This is a genomic window from Streptomyces sp. NPDC018029, from assembly GCF_044327655.1.
Lineage (GTDB): Bacteria > Actinomycetota > Actinomycetes > Streptomycetales > Streptomycetaceae > Streptomyces.
Genome location: NZ_JBIRFV010000003.1, coordinates 264,697 through 280,529, shown reverse-complemented (window position 1 = coordinate 280,529; position 15,833 = coordinate 264,697). Strand labels below are relative to the sequence as shown.

The following is a 15,833-nucleotide window of genomic DNA, read 5'->3' as shown; positions in this document are numbered from 1 at the left end:
CTCAGCCCCGCACCAGCGCCCACACCGTCTTGCCGTACCTGCCGCGCCGCCACACGCCCCACGCCTCCGCGACCGCGTCGAGGAGCCGCATGCCGCGGCCGCTCTCGTCCTCCCAGGCGTCCGCCGTGCGCAGCTCGGGCTCCGACGGGCTCTCGTCGGACACTTCGATGAAGCACGAGCCGTCGGCGAGCACCGTCACCGCGACCTCGAACTCCCGCTCGACCACAAGGCCGTGGAGGATCGCGTTGGTCGCCAGCTCCGATACGAGGAGCACGGTGTCGTCGAGCGCCCCGTCATCCGCCGTCTGCCCCCAGGCCGCGAGATGGTCGCGTACGCGTGTACGGGCGAGCGGCACCGACGCGGGGTGCGGCGGCAGTCTGAAGGCGTCACGTCTCAACAAATCCCCAATCCCCCTCCGACGCCTCAATGCTGCGCAGAGGAACCGCGCGGTGTCACCGCGGCACCACTGGGCTCACCCATATCTGGCCAGTTCTGAACCAAATACCCCAGGAGAGAAGCGCGTTGGCGGCACCGCGGGCGGGCTCAGGCCTGTCTCGACGCGAGTTCCACGACCGTGATGTCCGACGGTGCCCCGACCCGTACGGGCGGCCCCCAGGCGCCCGCGCCGCGTGTCACGTACAGCTGCGTGTCGCCGTACCGCTCCAGGCCCGCGAGCGTCGGATTGGCCAGGTCCGCGACGAGGTTGCCGGGCCACAGCTGGCCGCCGTGAGTGTGGCCGGAGAGCTGCAGGTCCACGCCGTGCTCGACGGCGTCGTGGATGACGACCGGCTGGTGGGCGAGGAGCACGGAGGCCCGCGAGCGGTCCCGGTCGCCGAGCGCCTTGGCGAAGTCGGGGCCCTTGCCCTCGCCCTCGCCCGCCACGTCGTCGACGCCCGCGAGATCGAACCCGGGAAGTTCGGTGCGGGCGTTCCGCAGCGGGTGCAGACCCAGTTCGCGTACGTGGTCGACCCACTGCTCGGCACCTGAGAAGTACTCGTGGTTGCCCGTCACGAAGTACGCGCCGTGCTTCGCCCGCAGACCGGCGAGCGGCGCGGCGGCGGGGCCCAGGTCCTCGACGCTGCCGTCCACCAGGTCGCCGACCACGGCGATCAGATCGGGCTGCGTGGCATTGACGGTGTCGACCACGCGCTGCGAGAAGCCGCGGCCGAGGATGGGCCCGAGGTGGATGTCGCTGACCACGGCGATGCGGAACCCGTGTGCCCCGCGCGGCAGTTTCGCCAGCGGCACGGTGACCCGCTTGACCTTGGGGCCGCGGAGCACGCCGTACGTTCCGTAGCCGACGGTTCCGGCCGCCACGGCCGCGGCGGCACCGCCGACGACGCGGGAGACGAAGAGGCGGCGGGAGGGGGCGGGAGCGGGGCGCGCGGGTGCGGTCGCAGGCTCGGGCTTTGGTTCGGGCTCGGGCTCGGGCTTTGGTTCAGGCTCGGGCTCGGGCGGCGTGTCAGGTGTGACGTCCGCCGCGGCCGCGGACACGGATACGGGCTCTGGAACGCTCTCCCGTCCCACCCACCGCCGCAGCAAGGGACGTACCAGCTCCCCCACGAGCAGCGCGAGCAACAGGTAGAGCGAGACGGCCAGCCACATGAACCCGGGCCAGGCGAGCACCTGCTGCAGCAGGAACGGCGCTCCGGAGCGTTCGGCCACGAGCGCTCCGAACATCAGCAGGGGCCCCGCCACGAAGACGGCCGTTCCGGCACGCCGGGCGAGTCCGGGCCCGGCCGTGGTGTCCCGCACCAGGCGGCGCCACGCGTACCAGTGGAGGGCGGCGAAGGCCGCGAGGACGGCGAGGCCCACAAGGACCGTGAGGACGACCACGGCTATGACGTTCTACGCAGAGCACGGACTCCACGGAACCCGATGACCCCTACCACCGTCCCCAAGACAAAGGAGACAACGGCAAGCGTCAGGTGCACCCAGAAGTACCCGGTCGGGTTGTCCGCGTCGTCGAAGGCGAGCCCGCTGCCGTCCTTCCACAGGTTCTTGACGAAAGTGATCCAGATGAACCAGCTCCACACCCCGAAGGCGAGCAGGAACCAGGAGACAGGGCGGCTGAGCTTCATGCGTTCAGTATCGCGAGGTCCCCTTCCGCACCGCCGCCGGGGTGGGGACGACGGGACACAGAGCACCTCGGGAGCGAGTCGCACAGCCCCGCCCTGTACGTTCTCGTCCGTGCCTGCCGTAAAAAAGACCGCCATGTTGGTCGCTTCCGCCGCATTGCTGACCATGTCGACCGCGGCGCCCGCGCTGGCGGACGGGAAGCCGGGAGACGACAAGGACCAACCGAAGCCGCCCTCCAGGATGTCCACCGTGGGCGGTGCGCAGCTCGGCGAGCCGGGCACCCAGGTGAAGCTCAAGGCAGGCGCCCCGGTGCTGCCCAAGGACCTGACGGGGCGTTCCTGGATCGTCTCGGACGCCGAGTCGGGTGAGGTCCTCGCCTCGCACAACGCGCACTGGCGGCTGCCTCCGGCGAGCACCCTGAAGATGCTGTTCGCGGACACGGTCCTGCCGAAGTTCCCCAAGTCGCAGAAGCACAAGGTCACGCTCTCCGACCTGGAGGGCATCGGCGCGGGCAGCAGCATGGTCGGCATCAAGGAGAACGAGACGTACTCCGTGCACGACCTGTGGCTCGGCGTCTTCCTGCGGTCCGGCAACGACGCGGTGCACGTCCTGTCCGCGATGAACGACGGCATCCCGCAGACCGTCAAGGACATGCAGAAGCACGCCGAGGAGCTGCAGGCCCTCGACACGCACGTGGTCTCCCCCGACGGTTACGACGCCAAGGGGCAGGTCTCCTCGGCGTACGACCTGTCGCTGTTCGCCCGCTCCGGGCTGCAGAAGAAGGACTTCCGCGAGTACTGCGCGACGGCCACGGCCCAGTTCCCCGGTGAGACGAAGAAGATCAAGAAGGGCAAGGACAAGGGCAAGACGAAGCGCGAGTCCTTCGGGATCCAGAACACCAACAAGCTGCTCACCGGCGGCTCCGGAGTCACCCCCTACAAGGGCATCGCGGGCGTCAAGAACGGCTACACGTCGAACGCGGGCAACACCTTCACCGGTGTCGCCGAGCGCGACGGCAAGGTGCTCCTCGTCACCGTCATGAACCCCTCCTCCGGAGAGGCCCACGCGGTCTACAACGAGACGGCGCGGCTCTTCGACTGGGGCTTCAAGGCCGTCGGCAAGGTCGACCCGGTGGGTGAACTCGTCGCTCCGAAGGGCGCCGCCACGGGTGGCGCCGGCAAGGGCGCCCCGGGCAGCGGCGGCGAGGGTGCCGTCGAGAAGGCGGCGCACTCCTCCGACGGCGGGTCGAGCGGCATGGGCATCGCGCTCGGGATCGCCGGTGGCGTGCTCGCGGTGCTCGCCGCGGGCGCCTTCGTGCTCAGGCGCCGGATGCCGCTGCCCGGCCAGGCGGGCCGGCAGTCGCGTCAGGACTGACGGCGGGGCGGACACCGAGGCCAACGGCCCGGCGCGACGGATCAGCCCGCGCGCCGGGCCTGCGTGGACCGTGTCACCCGCGCACCAGCACTACGAGGTACGCGGGCGACCCGGGTGACGGTTGAACAGGTGACGCAGGTCACGCTTTCCAGCGGGCACTCAGGAGATGCTCCTCGGGCGGCGGCCCGGGCAGATCGGCACGCGGCGCGGCGGCGATCCCGCCCAGTGCGATCGCGATGAGCCGACGCCGCGCGGCGTGCGCCTCGGCGGTGAGTTCCGCATCGCCGAGGTCGTGGATCTGCTCGACCATCGGTGAGCGGCCGAGTTGTTCGATCAGCAGGATGATGTCGGTCGCCGTCACGTCGTGACGCAGCCCGCCGCAGCGGTGTGCGCGGTCGACCAGTGCCTGGAAGTCCCGGTCCGCCTGAGCGCTGAGCTCGGCCACCTCCGGTGGGACAGAGGCCAGTTTCCCGAGCGGCGAGAGTGTCCCCTGGCCGTACTCGACGCTCTCCAGGATCAGACCCGCCAGCCCTTCCCACGGATCGGGATGGGCAACGGCCCGGCGCGCCGCCTCCAGCCACTGCTCGTTCGCCAGCACCAACAGCCGCTCGAACAGCGCCTTCTTGCTCGGATACCGCCGGTACAGCGTGCCCGTGCCCACGCCGGCGGCCTCGGCGATGACGTTGACGGATACGTGCGCCCCGTCCCGGGCGAACACCCGCCGCGCCGCCTCCAACAGCGCCGCGTCATTGCGCGCGACCTCGGCCTGTCGTGCTTGCTGCTGTCTCGAGACACCCATGAATCCATCCTAGACCTTGCGGAGCAATTTACTCCGCGCTAGATTGACCGTTGTGCGGAGCAAATCGCTCCGCACAACGGTCGACGTGAGAGCGTCCGCGCAGGGGAGTAATCCGATGAATGCCATCACTGCCCACACCACCAGCACCGACGACGTCAAAGCCATCGAGCAGGTGGTGGCCGCTGTCGAGCGGACCCAGCGCGCCAAGGACGCCGAGGGCTTCCTCGCCCTCTTCCACCCCGAAGCGGTGTGGACGACCGCCCACGGCAAAGTGCTGATCGGGTTCGACGCCATCGCCGACTTCACGCGGGCCGTGCTGCCGAACGCCGAGTGGGACGGCGAGGTCACCTACGAGGTCGTCCACACGCAGTTCCTGCGGCCCGACGTGGCGGCCGTCAAGGTCCGGCAGGTCTACCACACCGCGGAAGGCGGCGACGAAGGCGCTCCGCTGTACGTCATGACCAAGGAGAGCGACGGGAACTGGCTCCTGCACACCGGCCAGAACACCCCGGTCCTCAAGTCTTGAGCGCCGGCGCCTCGTCGTCCGCCGCAGGTACCGGCGTACGTGCCGCCTTCCGCGTCGCCGTCCAGGCGGCGCAGAAGAGCAGCAGCTTGGCGGTGAAGTTGATCCACAGGAGCAGTGCGACGGGCACTCCGAAGGCGCCGTACATGTTCTTCGCGGCGACGCCCTTCATGTAGCCGCCGAGGAGCAGCTTGAGGAGTTCGAATCCGGCCGCGCCGATCAGCCCGGCGGTGACGAGCTCGCGCCGGTGCGGCTGTACGCCGGGCAGCAGCGTCAGGACGTAGAGCAGCAGCAGGAAGTCCGCGAGGACGGCGATGGCGAACGCGACGACCTGGAGCAGCACGGTGCCCCAGCCCTTCTCGTCGATGCCCATGAGGTCGGCGGCCCAGCCGACGGCGGTCGATGCGAGCCCGGACGCGGCGAACGACGCGAGTCCGACGCCGCCGAGCCCGATGAGCACCCCGGCGTCCTTGGCCTTGCGCAGGACGGGGTTCTCCTCCTCGTCCGGCAGCTCCCAGACGGCCCGCAGGCACTCCCTGATCGAGCCGACCCAGCCGATGCCGGTGAAGAGCAGCAGAGCGCCCGCGACGAGGCCGACGGTGCCGGCGTTGGCGACGAGCGCGTCCAGGTTCAGCTGATCGGAGATGCCGGGGACCTGTTCGGAGATCTTGTCTTCCAGCGTGTTCTGCTGCTTCTTCGACAGGGTGGCCGCGGCGATCGCGGCGGCGACGGTGAGCAGGGGGAAGAGCGCCAGAAAACTGATGAACGTCATGGCGGCGGCGAGGCGCGTCCAGTGCACGTGATCGAGCCGGTCGTACGCCTGCCACGCGTGCGTGCGCATGCCCTTCTCGACGAGGGGCCCGATTCCGGGGAGTTTCTTCAGCCAGTCCATGACGCCTCCGTGCCTGTGGTTCTGCCTGTTGTCCTGCCCGGTGAGCGGAAGACCAACGTCCGGGTACCCCAGAACCGCAGGACAGTGGCGAGCGCCATACCGATTCCGGCGCCCGAGACGGTGTCCGCCCGCTGCGAGGTGAGGCCGAGACCGTAGTGGGACACGGCGATGCACAGCAGTTGGACGAGGGCGCCCGCGATGTTGACGGCGAAGAACACCACGTACTGGCGCAGCCGCGAGACCCCCGTGGCCCTGCTCCGGTAGGTGCCGAGCGCATTGCCGGCGTACGCGACCGAGCACCCCGCCACGAAGGAGAGCGCTTTGGCGGTCAGCGGGTCCAGGCCCACGGGTCCGCGCAGCCAGATGAACAGCCCGAGGTCGGCGGCGTACGCACAGATCCCGACGGCGGCGAAGCCGAGCAGTTCGGGCCCGAGCGTCCGCAGCCGTCCGCGCAGAGAACGCACGGTCGTGCCCAGGGAACGCACCGCCGTGGCCAGGGAACGCACCTTCGTGCGTAGGGAATTCAAACTCACCAGTCCGCGACCGCGAGTCCGTACATCGCGAGCCACACCAGGCCGATCACGGCGAGCGCCCGGTCCCGCAGGACGACGTCCTCGGGTTCGCCCGCCGTGCCCCGGTCGGCGAAGACGGCGTAGCGCAGGATCGCGAGGATGAAGGCCGCCATGGACAGCTGGCGCCAGGGCAGCAGGCTTCCGTTGGCGGTGCCACCCTCCTCCATGGCCCACAGGCAGTAGGCGAGAACGGCGACGCCCGCGGCCAGTTGCCAGACGAAGCGCAGGTAGCCGGTGGTGTATTCGGTGAGCAACGCGCGCGTGGCGCCCAGTTTCTCCGAGCTCGCCGACATCTGGACGGATTCGGAGTAGCGCTTGGCGGAGACCATGAAGAGCGCGCCGAAGCCGGTGGTGATCAGGAACCAGCGCGAGAGCGGGATCTCCAGGGCGAGGCCGCCGATCATGGCGCGCATCAGGAAGCCGGTCGTGACGATCGTGAGGTCGACGACGAGGACGTGCTTGAGGCTGATGCAGTAGGCGAGTTGCATGCCGACGTACGCGGCCAGGAGGGCCGCAGTGAGCGGCGTGCACAGGACGGCGGCCGCCGCGGGCGCGAGGACGGCCAGGAGCCCTCCGACGGCGTATGCGACGGGCACCGGGACCTGCCCGGCGGCGACCGGCCTGCGGCACTTGGTGGGGTGCGCGCGGTCGGCGTCCGCGTCGCGCGCGTCGTTGATCAGGTAGACGGCGGAGGCGGCCGCCGTGAAGAGCGCGAAGACGATCGCGACTTGGGTGAGGGCGTGCCGCGAGAAGAGCTCGCCGGCGGCCGCGGGGGCCGCGACGACCAGGACGTTCTTCACCCACTGGCGGGGGCGCGCGGTCTTCAGGAGGCCGAGCGGCAGGCTGATGGTGACCGGGCGCTGGGCCGGGCGGGGCGGCTCCAGGACGGTGGAGATACGTTCAGGCATCGCTGCCTCCGTTCATCCAGGCGGCGCCCACGCGCGCGGTGAGCGCGCCGAGCGCCGCGCCCGCGGCCACGTCCGAGGGGTAGTGGACGCCGACGACCATCCGGGAGACGCACATCGCGGCGGCCAGCGGCGGTACGAGGTGGGTGCCGACGGGGCGCAGGGTGCCGTACGCGACGGTGGCCGCGGCGGCCGACGTGGCGTGCGAGCTGGGGAAGGAGTGCCGGCCCGCGGTGCGCACGAGGGGCTCGACGCCGTTGTGGCTGCCCGGGCGCGGGCGGCGGACGATCCGCTTGACGCCCATGCTGGCCAGGTGCGCGGTGGCGGTGAGCGCCGTGCCGCGCAGCCACGCGCCGCGGCGCTCGCGGTCGACGGCGGCGCCCGCGAGGCCGGCCGCGATCCAGAGCGCGCCGTGCTCGCCGGTCCGGGACAGGGCGCGTGCGGCGGCCGCCACACGCGGGTTGGTGCCGCAGTCGCGGAGGGCCGACAGCAACCGGTGGTCCATGTCGTGCATGTCGCCTCTATTTCGAAGACGTTCGAGAGCCGGGCATCTCAACTCTTCTAAACAACATGCTCATAATTCCGTCAATGTAGGGTGACACTCCATCAATCACCCATTTCGGTGAGGACCGGGACTGTTGGAGCGAAGCGTCCACATACGGGCGATACGGTCACTTGCATGCCTGCCGACTCGCCCGCCGATTCCCCTGCCCGCGCCTCGGTCCCCGCGGCATCCGCCGTGTCCGTCTCCGGCTGGGGCCGCACCGCACCGACCACCGCCCGGCTGGTGAGACCCCGCACGCAGGAGGAGGCGGCGGCAGCGGTGCGCGACTGCGGGGAGCGCGGCGGCATCGCCCGCGGCCTGGGCCGGGCCTACGGAGACGCCGCGCAGAACGCGGGCGGCGCCGTCTTCGACATGACGGGCCTCGACCGGGTGCGCGTCATCGACGCCGAAGCGGGCACGGTCGTCTGCGACGCGGGCGTCTCACTGCACCGCCTGATGGAAGTCCTGCTCCCCCTCGGCTGGTTCGTGCCGGTGACCCCGGGGACCCGCTACGTGACGGTGGGCGGGGCGATCGGCGCCGACATCCACGGCAAGAACCACCACGTCTCGGGCTCCTTCTCCCGGCATGTCCTGGCGATGGACCTGCTGACCGCCGACGGCACGGTCCGCACGGTCGAACCCGGCAGCGCGCTGTTCGACGCGACGGCCGGCGGCATGGGCCTCACCGGCGTGATCCTTTCGGCGACCGTCCAACTCCTGCCGGTCGAGACGTCCTTGATGACGGTCGACACGGAACGCGCCACGGACCTCGACGACTTGATGGCCCGCCTCACCGCCACCGACCACCGCTACCGCTACTCGGTCGCCTGGATCGACCTCCTCGCGCGCGGCGCCGCCATGGGCCGCTCGGTCCTGACCCGCGGCGACCACGCTCCCCTGGACGCCCTTCCGGAGCGGGCACGCGCGCGTAGGGCCCCTCTCGCGTTCCGCCCGGGCCGGCTGCCCGCCGCCCCCTCCTTCCTGCCGGAGGGACTGCTCGGCAAGGCCTCCGTGGGGCTCTTCAACGAACTCTGGTACCGCAAGGCACCCCGCTCCCGCACCGGCGAGCTCCAGAAGATCTCCACCTTCTTCCACCCCCTGGACGGCGTCCCGCACTGGAACCGCGTCTACGGCCGCGGCGGCTTCGTGCAGTACCAATTCGTCGTCGGATACGGCAAGGAGGAGGCCCTGCGCCGCATCGTGCAGCGCATCTCGGAGCGTGGCTGCCCGTCCTTCCTCGCCGTACTGAAGCGCTTCGGAGAGGGCGATCCGGGCTGGCTCTCCTTCCCGCTGCCCGGCTGGACCCTCGCCCTGGACATCCCGGCGAACCTCCCCGGGCTCGGCGCCTTCCTCGACGAGCTCGACGAGGAGGTCGCCGCCGCCGACGGGCGCATCTACCTCGCCAAGGACTCCCGCCTGCGGCCCGAGATGCTCGCCGCGATGTACCCCCGGCTCGACGACTTCCGCGCCCTGCGGGCCGATCTCGACCCGCGTGGAGTGTTCCGCTCGGACCTCTCCCGCCGCCTCGCCCTCTAGGAGACCGGTACTCATGAAAGACGCCTTCGGCACCCCCCAGTCCCTGCTCGTCCTCGGCGGCACCTCCGAGATCGGCCTCGCCACCGCGCGGCGCCTCGTCGCCCGCCGCGCCCGCACGGTGTGGCTGGCCGGGCGCCCGTCCCCGGACCTGGAGAAGGCCGCGGCCGGCCTGCGCGACATGGGCGCGGACGTGCGGACCGTCGCCTTCGACGCGCTCGACCCCGAGTCCCACGAAGCGACCCTCGGCAAGGTCTTCACCGAGGGCGACATCGACATGGTGCTGCTCGCCTTCGGCATCCTCGGCGACCAGGCACGCGACGAGGACGAGCCCGTCGCGGCGGTACGCGTCGCCCAGACCAACTACACGGGCGCGGTCTCCGCGGGACTGGTCTGCGCCCGGTCGCTGCAGACCCAGGGACACGGCTCCTTGGTGGTGCTCTCCTCGGTGGCGGGCGAGCGCGCCCGCCGGTCGAACTTCATCTACGGCTCCAGCAAGGCCGGACTCGACGCGTTCGCCCAGGGTCTGGGCGACGCGCTGCACGGCACCGGAGTGCACGTGATGGTCGTCCGCCCCGGCTTCGTCCGCTCGAAGATGACCGCGGGCCTGGAGGAGGCGCCCATGGCGACCACTCCGGAGGCGGTGGCGGAAGCCATCGAGAACGGCCTGCGGCGGCGCTCGGAGACGGTGTGGGTGCCCGGGGCGCTGCGGCTGGTCATGTCGGCCCTGCGCCACGTGCCCCGGTCGGTGTTCCGGCGCCTGCCGGTCTAGCGACCCTTGGGGGGCCAGCAGCGCTTCGGGGACTCAGCGGCCCTTGGGGGGGCTCAGCGGCCTTTCGGGGGCTCATAGGTGGCGACGGTGGGCAGGGTCAGTGTTCTGGCACCTCTCTGCAGCACATAGACCTTGCCCACGCCGACGAACTTCCTCGTGCCGGGCACAGGGGTGATCGGGTCCAACCAGAGCTGTTGCTTGGCCCCGGCGGTGACCTCTCCCTTCGCGGGCAGCTTCGGCCAGGACGGCGTGAGGCAGCGTCCCTCCGGAGTGCGATAACGGCGTACTCCGGAGAGGAGGCCTCCGTCCTCCCCGTGTGCGGCGATGCCTCTGGAGAGGCACGGGTCCCGGTCGGCGGCCTTCTGCCGATGCCAGCGCGAACCGTCCCAGCGGAGCAGGATGTGCTCGATGGACGGCTCCTTCTCGACCTCTCCGTGGTTGAAGGAGTGCGAGCCGTACGCCCACACCTCTGTCGGAGAGACCACCTCGACGCCGTCGAGGGACGCTCCCGGCTCGGGCGGCACGGGGTCGGGGAAGCGGTACTCGGGCGTCCGCGTGAGCGTCCATGTCCTGCCGTCCCAGTGCATCGCGGCGGGCTGGCTGAGCTCACCGCCGTCACCGCCGACCCCGGAGCCGCTGTCCCGGTGGCCGACCGCCCACAGGTCGTCCCCCGACGTGCCGTCGAGCGCGGTCGGCTCGGCGGGCAGGGTGTGGGTGTTCCAGCGGGCGCCGTCCCAGTGCAGAAGCCGCTTCTGGCCGCCCACCACCCACACGTCGTCGGGTGCGAACACCTTGATCTCGGTGACGATGCCCTGGAGCGGCGGCCGGGGCACGCGCTGCCATCGGGTGCCGTCCCAGCGCGCCGCGCTCGCCCCGCCGCGGGGACCGAAGCCGAACAGCCATACGTTGTCCGGCCCCGACGAGCCGAGCAGCGGATGGAAGCGGTTCCCGTCGAGCTCCGCGGGCACCTTCTGCCGCTGCCATCCGCTGCCGTCGTAGCGGACCAGGAACTGGCCGCCGGGGTCGTCCATGGTGCCGTTGCGCAGCTCGTACCCCGCCGCCCAGATGTCGTCGGCGGACGACGCGGTGACGGAGGTCAGTTCACCGTCGACCGTCTTGTCGACGTACTCCAGCTTCCAGGACCCGCCCGCGGCGGCGGCACCGGACGAGGCGCGGCCGGTGGGGGTCGTGCGGGTGGGCCCGGCGCCGTCGCTCCCGCACCCCGCCGCGGCGAGAGCGAGGACGGCCAGGATCGCGGCGCTCTTGGGGGTCTTGGCGGTCTTGGCGGTCTTGGGGGTCTTGGCGGTCTTGGCGGTCTTGGCGGTCTTGGGGGTCTTGGGGGTCTTGGGGGTCTTGGCGGTCTTCTTCATGGCCCTGTCCTAGCGCTTCAGGGAGACGACGACGGCCCGGTCCGGGGCGAAGCCGCTCTGCAGGACGTCGACCGTGCCGAACCCCAGCACCTCGCCCGAGCCCGGCACCGTGATGATCCTCTTCAGCCAGAGCTGCTGCTGCGCCTCGGGGCGTACGCCTCCGCCCTCGGGCAGCCTCGGCTTCTTGATCTTGGTGCAGGTGTCGTCGGTGGTCAGGTGCCAGTTGCCGTTCATGAAGAAGCCGCGGTCGCCGTCCCGGGCCACGGGTTTCCGGTACGCGCACGCTCCGGGGAAGGGCTTCGCGTCCTGCCAGCGGGAGCCGTCCCAGCGCAACTCGACGTTCTCCGACGCCGGATCGCGGACCTCTTCGCCGTCGTACCCCCGGTAGGAGTGCCCTCCGTAGGCGCGGACGTACGTCTTGGACGCGACGTCGACCCCGGTGAACTCGGCGAACGGCTCGGGCGGCACCGGGTCGGGGAAGCGGTACGTCGGCGTCTTGGTGAGCGTCCACTTCTCGCCGTCGAAGTGCATCGCGGCGAGCTGCCCGACCTCGCCGCCCGGCCCTGTCGTACGCGAGCCGACCGCCCACACGTCGTCCCGCGCCGAACCGGCGAGGGCGGTGACCTTCTCCGCGGGCATCGGCGTCACCGTCCAGCGGTCACCGTCCCAGTGCGTGACCTCGCCGTCGCCCCGGAGCACCCACACGTCATCCGGAGTGATGACCTCGATGTCCGTGAGCGGCCCGGCGGGAGCGTCCTTCACGGGGCCCCAGCGCGTGCCGTCCCAGAGTGCGTAACGCGGCTTCCTCGTGCCCGACGTGGTGCCTTCCACGGTGTGCAGCCGGATGCCCGCCGACCCGAGGTACTCCAGCCGGGAGAGGTGAGGGTCGCCGCCGACCGGCATCGGCTGCCGCGTCCACTTCTCACCGTCGAAGTGCAGCAGATGGCCCTTCGCGAACCGCCCGTCGGTATGGGCGCCGTCGCTCCCGAGAGCCCAGATGTCGTCCGGAGCCATGGCGGCCCCGTCGATCAGCTCCCCCGGCTCGTCGTCGATGCGCTCGTACGTCCAGGAGAGCCCGGCCGCACGCGCCTCGGCCGGCCGCGTGTCGGCCGCGCCGTCGGACTTCTGTGCCCCACAGCCGGCCGCCACGAAGGCGAGCAGGGCGACGGCTGCCGCTGCGTTGCGCATGATCCCCCCAGCACGGTCGGCCGGGGCACCCCGGTCAGCGAGCGGGCAGCGTACCCCGCTCCGACGGGGCCGAGGCCTGAGGGGGCACTACAGGGCCACCGAAAACGAAGTCGCGCAGCTTGCGCCAGACACCGTCGGAACCCTGCTCGTACAGGGCGAAGCCGGTGCACGGCCACTCGGCCTCGTACTCCGACAGCTCCTCGTACGCGCGGTCCATGGCCTCTTCGGAGATGCCGTGCGCCACCGTGACGTGCGGGTGGTACGGGAACTGCAGTTCGCGTGCCATCGGCCCGGACGCGTCCCGGACCCGCTCCTGCAACCAGGAGCAGGCCGAGGCGCCCGACACCACCTGTACGAAGACGACGGGCGACAGCGGACGGAAGGTGCCCGTCCCCGAAAGGCGCATCGGGAAGGGGCGGCCCGCCGCCGCGACCGACAGCAGATGCGCCTCGACCGCGGGCAGCGCCGACGCGTCCACCTCGGTGGGCGGCAGCAGGGTCACATGGGTGGGGATGCCGTGCGCCGCGGGGTCCCCGAAGCCCGCACGCCGCTCCTGGAGCAGGCTGCCGTGTGGCTCCGGGACCGCGATCGAGACGCCGATCGTTACGGTCCCCACGTCGTACTCCTGTCGTCGTGTCCATGGGCAGGGGACGCCGCCCGGTGGGCAGCGCGGTGCAAGCTGTGATGCTCGGTCGTCCGGTGACTCAGTGCTTGGCGGGCAGGAAGCCCACCTTGTCGTACGCCTGCGCGAGGGTCTCGGCGGCGACGGCTCGAGCCTTCTCCGCGCCCTTGGCCAGGATCGAGTCGAGCGTCTCCGGGTCGTCCAGATACTGCTGGGTGCGGTCCCGGAAGGGGGTCACGAACTCGACCATGACCTCGGCGAGGTCGGTCTTCAGCGCACCGTAGCCCTTGCCGACGTACTTCTGCTCCAGTTCGGCGATACCGGTGCCGGTGAGCGTGGAGTAGATGCTGAGGAGGTTGCTGACGCCCGGCTTCTCCGCCACGTCGTAGCGGATCACCGTGTCGGTGTCGGTGACGGCGCTCTTGACCTTCTTGGCGGTGGCCTTGGGCTCGTCCAGGAGGTTGATCAGACCCTTCGGCGTGGACGCCGACTTGCTCATCTTGATCGACGGGTCCTGGAGGTCGTAGATCTTCGCCGTCTCCTTGAGGATGTACGCCGACGGCACGGTGAACGTCTCCCCGAAGCGGCCGTTGAAACGCTCGGCCAGGTCACGGGTGAGCTCGATGTGCTGACGCTGGTCCTCGCCGACCGGCACCTCGTTCGCCTGGTACAGCAGGATGTCCGCGACCTGCAGGACCGGGTACGTGAAGAGGCCGACGGAGGCGCGGTCGGCGCCCTGCTTGGCGGACTTGTCCTTGAACTGCGTCATGCGGGAGGCCTCGCCGAAGCCGGTGAGGCAGTTCATCACCCAGGCGAGCTGGGCGTGCTCGGGGACGTGGCTCTGGACGAAGAGCGTGCAGCGCTCCGGGTCGAGGCCCGCGGCGAGGAGCTGGGCTGCGGCGAGCCGGGTGTTGGCGCGCAACTCGGCGGGGTCCTGCGGAACCGTGATCGCGTGCAGGTCCACCACCATGTAGAAGGCGTCGTGGGACTCCTGCAGCGCCACCCACTGGCGGACCGCGCCGAGGTAATTGCCGAGGTGGAACGAGCCGGCGGTGGGCTGGATTCCGGAGAGCACACGAGGTCGTTCAGAGGCCATGGTGCCCATTCTCTCAGGTGACTCTCATAGCTCGGAAACAGGTGTGTGACGGGTGGGAACCGATCGGCCACGGCCGGTGTATCAAAGGTGTGAGGGCACAGGGGGAGGTCCTGGAGGGGGGCCGCGTCGTCGACGAGCGTGCGGTGATCGCGCGAGTGCGCGCCGGAGAAGCGGAGGCGTACGCGGAATTGGTGCGCGCTTTCACCGGCATCGCGCTCAGGGCGGCTACGGCACTCGGCGCGGGAGCGGACGCGGAAGACGTGGTGCAGCAGGCCTTCTTCAAGGCCTACTGCTCACTCGGACGGTTTAGGGACGGCTCGGCGTTCAAGCCGTGGCTGCTCGCGATCGTCGCCAATGAGACGAGGAACACAGTGCGTTCGGCGGTCCGGCAGCGGTCCGTCGTCGGCCGGGAGGCCGCGCTCGCCGAAGCGGAGCCGTTGATACCGGAATCGTCGGACCCGGCGGTGGCGGCCCTGGAGGACGAGCGAAGGGCGGCGCTGCTCGCCGCCCTCGACCAGCTGGGCGAAGATCACCGCCTGGTCGTCACCTACCGCTATCTGCTGGAGATGGACGAGGCGGAGACGGCCCAGGCCCTCGGCTGGCCGCGGGGCACGGTGAAGTCCCGGCTGAATCGCGCGCTGCGCAAGCTGGGCCGGCTGCTGCCCGGGGAGGGAGGTGAGGGAGATGAGTGAGCGGCAGCGCGGGGGCGAGGCGGCCGAGGCGGCGCGGCTCCGCGAGGAGCTGCGGGCGCTCGGCCGGTCGATGGACGCGGGCGGCGCGGGCGGTGCCGGCGGGGAGTCGATGGCCGAGCGGGTCATCGCGCAGATACTCGCGGAGAGAGCCGGGGTGCCGGTGACCGAGCCGCCCGGCCCCGCCGAGCGGCTGCGCGGCCTGCGGCGGGGTCTGCGGATGCGGTGGCGAGCGGTGACGGCCGCGCTGTGCGGGCTGCTCGCGGTCCTCGTGCTCACGCCTCCGGTGCGGGCGGCGGTCTTCGAATGGTTCGACTTCGGCGGAGTCGAAGTGCGGTACGACCCGTCGGCGACGCCCTCGGCCGGGCCGGGCGTGCCCGGGTGCGGTGATCCGGTGACGGCGGCGGAGGCTCGGCGCCTGGCCGGGTTCTCGCCCGGGGTGCCGAAGTCGCTCGGCGCGCCGGACGCGGTGTCGGTGACGCGGGAGCCGGGGGCCCGGGTCCTGGTCAGCCTCTGCTGGCGCGCGGACGGCCGGACGATACGCCTCGATGAGTACGCGGCCCGGCTCGACCCCGGTTTCGCCAAGACGGTGCCGGTGCAGCCCGACTGGGTCGAGGTCGGCCGGGAGACCGGGCTGTGGTTCGCCCGGCCGCACCGGCTCACATTCTGGCTGGTGGAGGGCGACGGCGACCGCTGGCGGCGGTCCGAGCGGACGGCGGGGCCGACGCTGCTGTGGACACGCGGGCAGGAGCTGACGCTGCGGCTGGAAGGGGTGGCGTCGAAGGAGCGGGCCCTGGAGATCGCGGAGTCGATCCCCGAATCGGGAACCTGACCGGCTCGGGCGGTGTACCAGAAGTGAACCGGTGCGGAGGGGC

General features: G+C 71.1%; 18 protein-coding genes. 6 read left to right on the top strand and 12 right to left on the bottom strand.

The genetic code is table 11. From position 1 onward, the window contains the following. Window position 1 precedes the first annotated feature (1 nt). From ACH4D5_RS09895 to ACH4D5_RS09885, 3 genes are all read right to left on the bottom strand, one after another. On the bottom strand, window positions 2–400 hold the full coding sequence (locus ACH4D5_RS09895; protein WP_398300426.1) for an ATP-binding protein: 399 nt from the start codon (window positions 398–400) through the stop codon (window positions 2–4). A gap of 143 nt (window positions 401–543) precedes the next feature. After that, entirely contained in the window at window positions 544–1,836 is a 1,293-nt protein-coding gene (locus ACH4D5_RS09890; RefSeq protein ID WP_398300424.1) for a metallophosphoesterase, read from the bottom strand. A gap of 2 nt (window positions 1,837–1,838) precedes the next feature. Continuing rightward, window positions 1,839–2,081 carry an SCO4848 family membrane protein gene (locus ACH4D5_RS09885; protein ID WP_062778448.1) on the bottom strand — a complete coding sequence of 81 codons (243 nt, stop codon included), beginning with the start codon at window positions 2,079–2,081 and terminating at the stop codon, window positions 1,839–1,841. Window positions 2,082–2,190: 109 nt separating this feature from the next. On the opposite strand from ACH4D5_RS09885, the gene ACH4D5_RS09880 reads away from it, so the two are divergent. Continuing rightward, window positions 2,191–3,453, top strand: a complete 1,263-nt coding sequence (locus ACH4D5_RS09880) for a D-alanyl-D-alanine carboxypeptidase family protein (protein ID WP_398300422.1) — start codon at window positions 2,191–2,193, stop codon at window positions 3,451–3,453. Window positions 3,454–3,592: 139 nt separating this feature from the next. On the opposite strand, the gene ACH4D5_RS09875 is transcribed toward ACH4D5_RS09880, so the two are convergent. After that, a complete protein-coding gene (locus tag ACH4D5_RS09875) occupies window positions 3,593–4,252 on the bottom strand; it encodes a TetR/AcrR family transcriptional regulator (protein WP_398300420.1) in 660 nt (219 codons plus the stop codon). Window positions 4,253–4,367: 115 nt separating this feature from the next. Between ACH4D5_RS09875 and ACH4D5_RS09870 the strand changes: the two genes are divergently transcribed. After that, window positions 4,368–4,778 carry an SgcJ/EcaC family oxidoreductase gene (locus tag ACH4D5_RS09870; protein ID WP_398300418.1) on the top strand — a complete coding sequence of 137 codons (411 nt, stop codon included), beginning with the start codon at window positions 4,368–4,370 and terminating at the stop codon, window positions 4,776–4,778. Here ACH4D5_RS09870 and ACH4D5_RS09865 read toward each other — a convergent pair. The 4 genes from ACH4D5_RS09865 to ACH4D5_RS09850 all read right to left on the bottom strand — a co-directional run bounded on the left by ACH4D5_RS09865 (window position 4,768) and on the right by ACH4D5_RS09850 (window position 7,658). Continuing rightward, window positions 4,768–5,667 carry a YihY/virulence factor BrkB family protein gene (locus ACH4D5_RS09865; protein WP_398300416.1) on the bottom strand — a complete coding sequence of 300 codons (900 nt, stop codon included), beginning with the start codon at window positions 5,665–5,667 and terminating at the stop codon, window positions 4,768–4,770. The genes ACH4D5_RS09870 and ACH4D5_RS09865 overlap by 11 nt on opposite strands. Then, window positions 5,655–6,122 (bottom strand): GtrA family protein, encoded by a 468-nt coding sequence (locus ACH4D5_RS09860; RefSeq protein WP_398301398.1) that lies wholly within the window; start codon window positions 6,120–6,122, stop codon window positions 5,655–5,657. The genes ACH4D5_RS09865 and ACH4D5_RS09860 overlap by 13 nt, the downstream gene beginning before the upstream one ends. 74 nt (window positions 6,123–6,196) lie before the next feature. Next, complete coding sequence (locus ACH4D5_RS09855) at window positions 6,197–7,147, bottom strand: decaprenyl-phosphate phosphoribosyltransferase (protein ID WP_398300414.1); 951 nt, start codon at window positions 7,145–7,147, stop codon at window positions 6,197–6,199. Continuing rightward, window positions 7,140–7,658, bottom strand: coding sequence for a phosphatase PAP2 family protein (locus tag ACH4D5_RS09850; RefSeq protein ID WP_398300412.1), 519 nt, complete (start codon window positions 7,656–7,658; stop codon window positions 7,140–7,142). Before ACH4D5_RS09850 ends, ACH4D5_RS09855 begins: the two co-directional genes overlap by 8 nt. Before the next feature lie 165 nt (window positions 7,659–7,823). On the opposite strand from ACH4D5_RS09850, the gene ACH4D5_RS09845 reads away from it, so the two are divergent. After that, window positions 7,824–9,224, top strand: a complete 1,401-nt coding sequence (locus ACH4D5_RS09845; RefSeq protein ID WP_398300410.1) for an FAD-binding protein — start codon at window positions 7,824–7,826, stop codon at window positions 9,222–9,224. Window positions 9,225–9,237: 13 nt separating this feature from the next. Next, entirely contained in the window at window positions 9,238–9,993 is a 756-nt protein-coding gene (locus tag ACH4D5_RS09840) for a decaprenylphospho-beta-D-erythro-pentofuranosid-2-ulose 2-reductase (RefSeq protein ID WP_398300408.1), read from the top strand. 53 nt (window positions 9,994–10,046) lie between these two features. On the opposite strand, the gene ACH4D5_RS09835 is transcribed toward ACH4D5_RS09840, so the two are convergent. From ACH4D5_RS09835 to trpS, 4 genes are all read right to left on the bottom strand, one after another. Continuing rightward, window positions 10,047–11,363 carry a hypothetical protein gene (locus ACH4D5_RS09835; RefSeq protein ID WP_398300406.1) on the bottom strand — a complete coding sequence of 439 codons (1,317 nt, stop codon included), beginning with the start codon at window positions 11,361–11,363 and terminating at the stop codon, window positions 10,047–10,049. A 9-nt stretch (window positions 11,364–11,372) separates the two neighbouring features. Next, entirely contained in the window at window positions 11,373–12,551 is a 1,179-nt protein-coding gene (locus tag ACH4D5_RS09830; protein ID WP_398300404.1) for a hypothetical protein, read from the bottom strand. 34 nt (window positions 12,552–12,585) lie between these two features. After that, complete coding sequence (locus ACH4D5_RS09825) at window positions 12,586–13,167, bottom strand: 2'-5' RNA ligase family protein (RefSeq protein ID WP_398300402.1); 582 nt, start codon at window positions 13,165–13,167, stop codon at window positions 12,586–12,588. 88 nt (window positions 13,168–13,255) lie between these two features. Beyond that, entirely contained in the window at window positions 13,256–14,269 is a 1,014-nt protein-coding gene (trpS, locus tag ACH4D5_RS09820) for a tryptophan--tRNA ligase (protein WP_398300400.1), read from the bottom strand. Window positions 14,270–14,358: 89 nt separating this feature from the next. Between trpS and ACH4D5_RS09815 the strand changes: the two genes are divergently transcribed. Both ACH4D5_RS09815 and ACH4D5_RS09810 read left to right on the top strand, forming a co-directional pair. Next, window positions 14,359–14,961, top strand: coding sequence for an RNA polymerase sigma factor (locus ACH4D5_RS09815; protein ID WP_398300398.1), 603 nt, complete (start codon window positions 14,359–14,361; stop codon window positions 14,959–14,961). Then, complete coding sequence (locus tag ACH4D5_RS09810) at window positions 14,954–15,790, top strand: hypothetical protein (protein ID WP_398300397.1); 837 nt, start codon at window positions 14,954–14,956, stop codon at window positions 15,788–15,790. Before ACH4D5_RS09815 ends, ACH4D5_RS09810 begins: the two co-directional genes overlap by 8 nt. Window positions 15,791–15,833 lie beyond the last annotated feature (43 nt).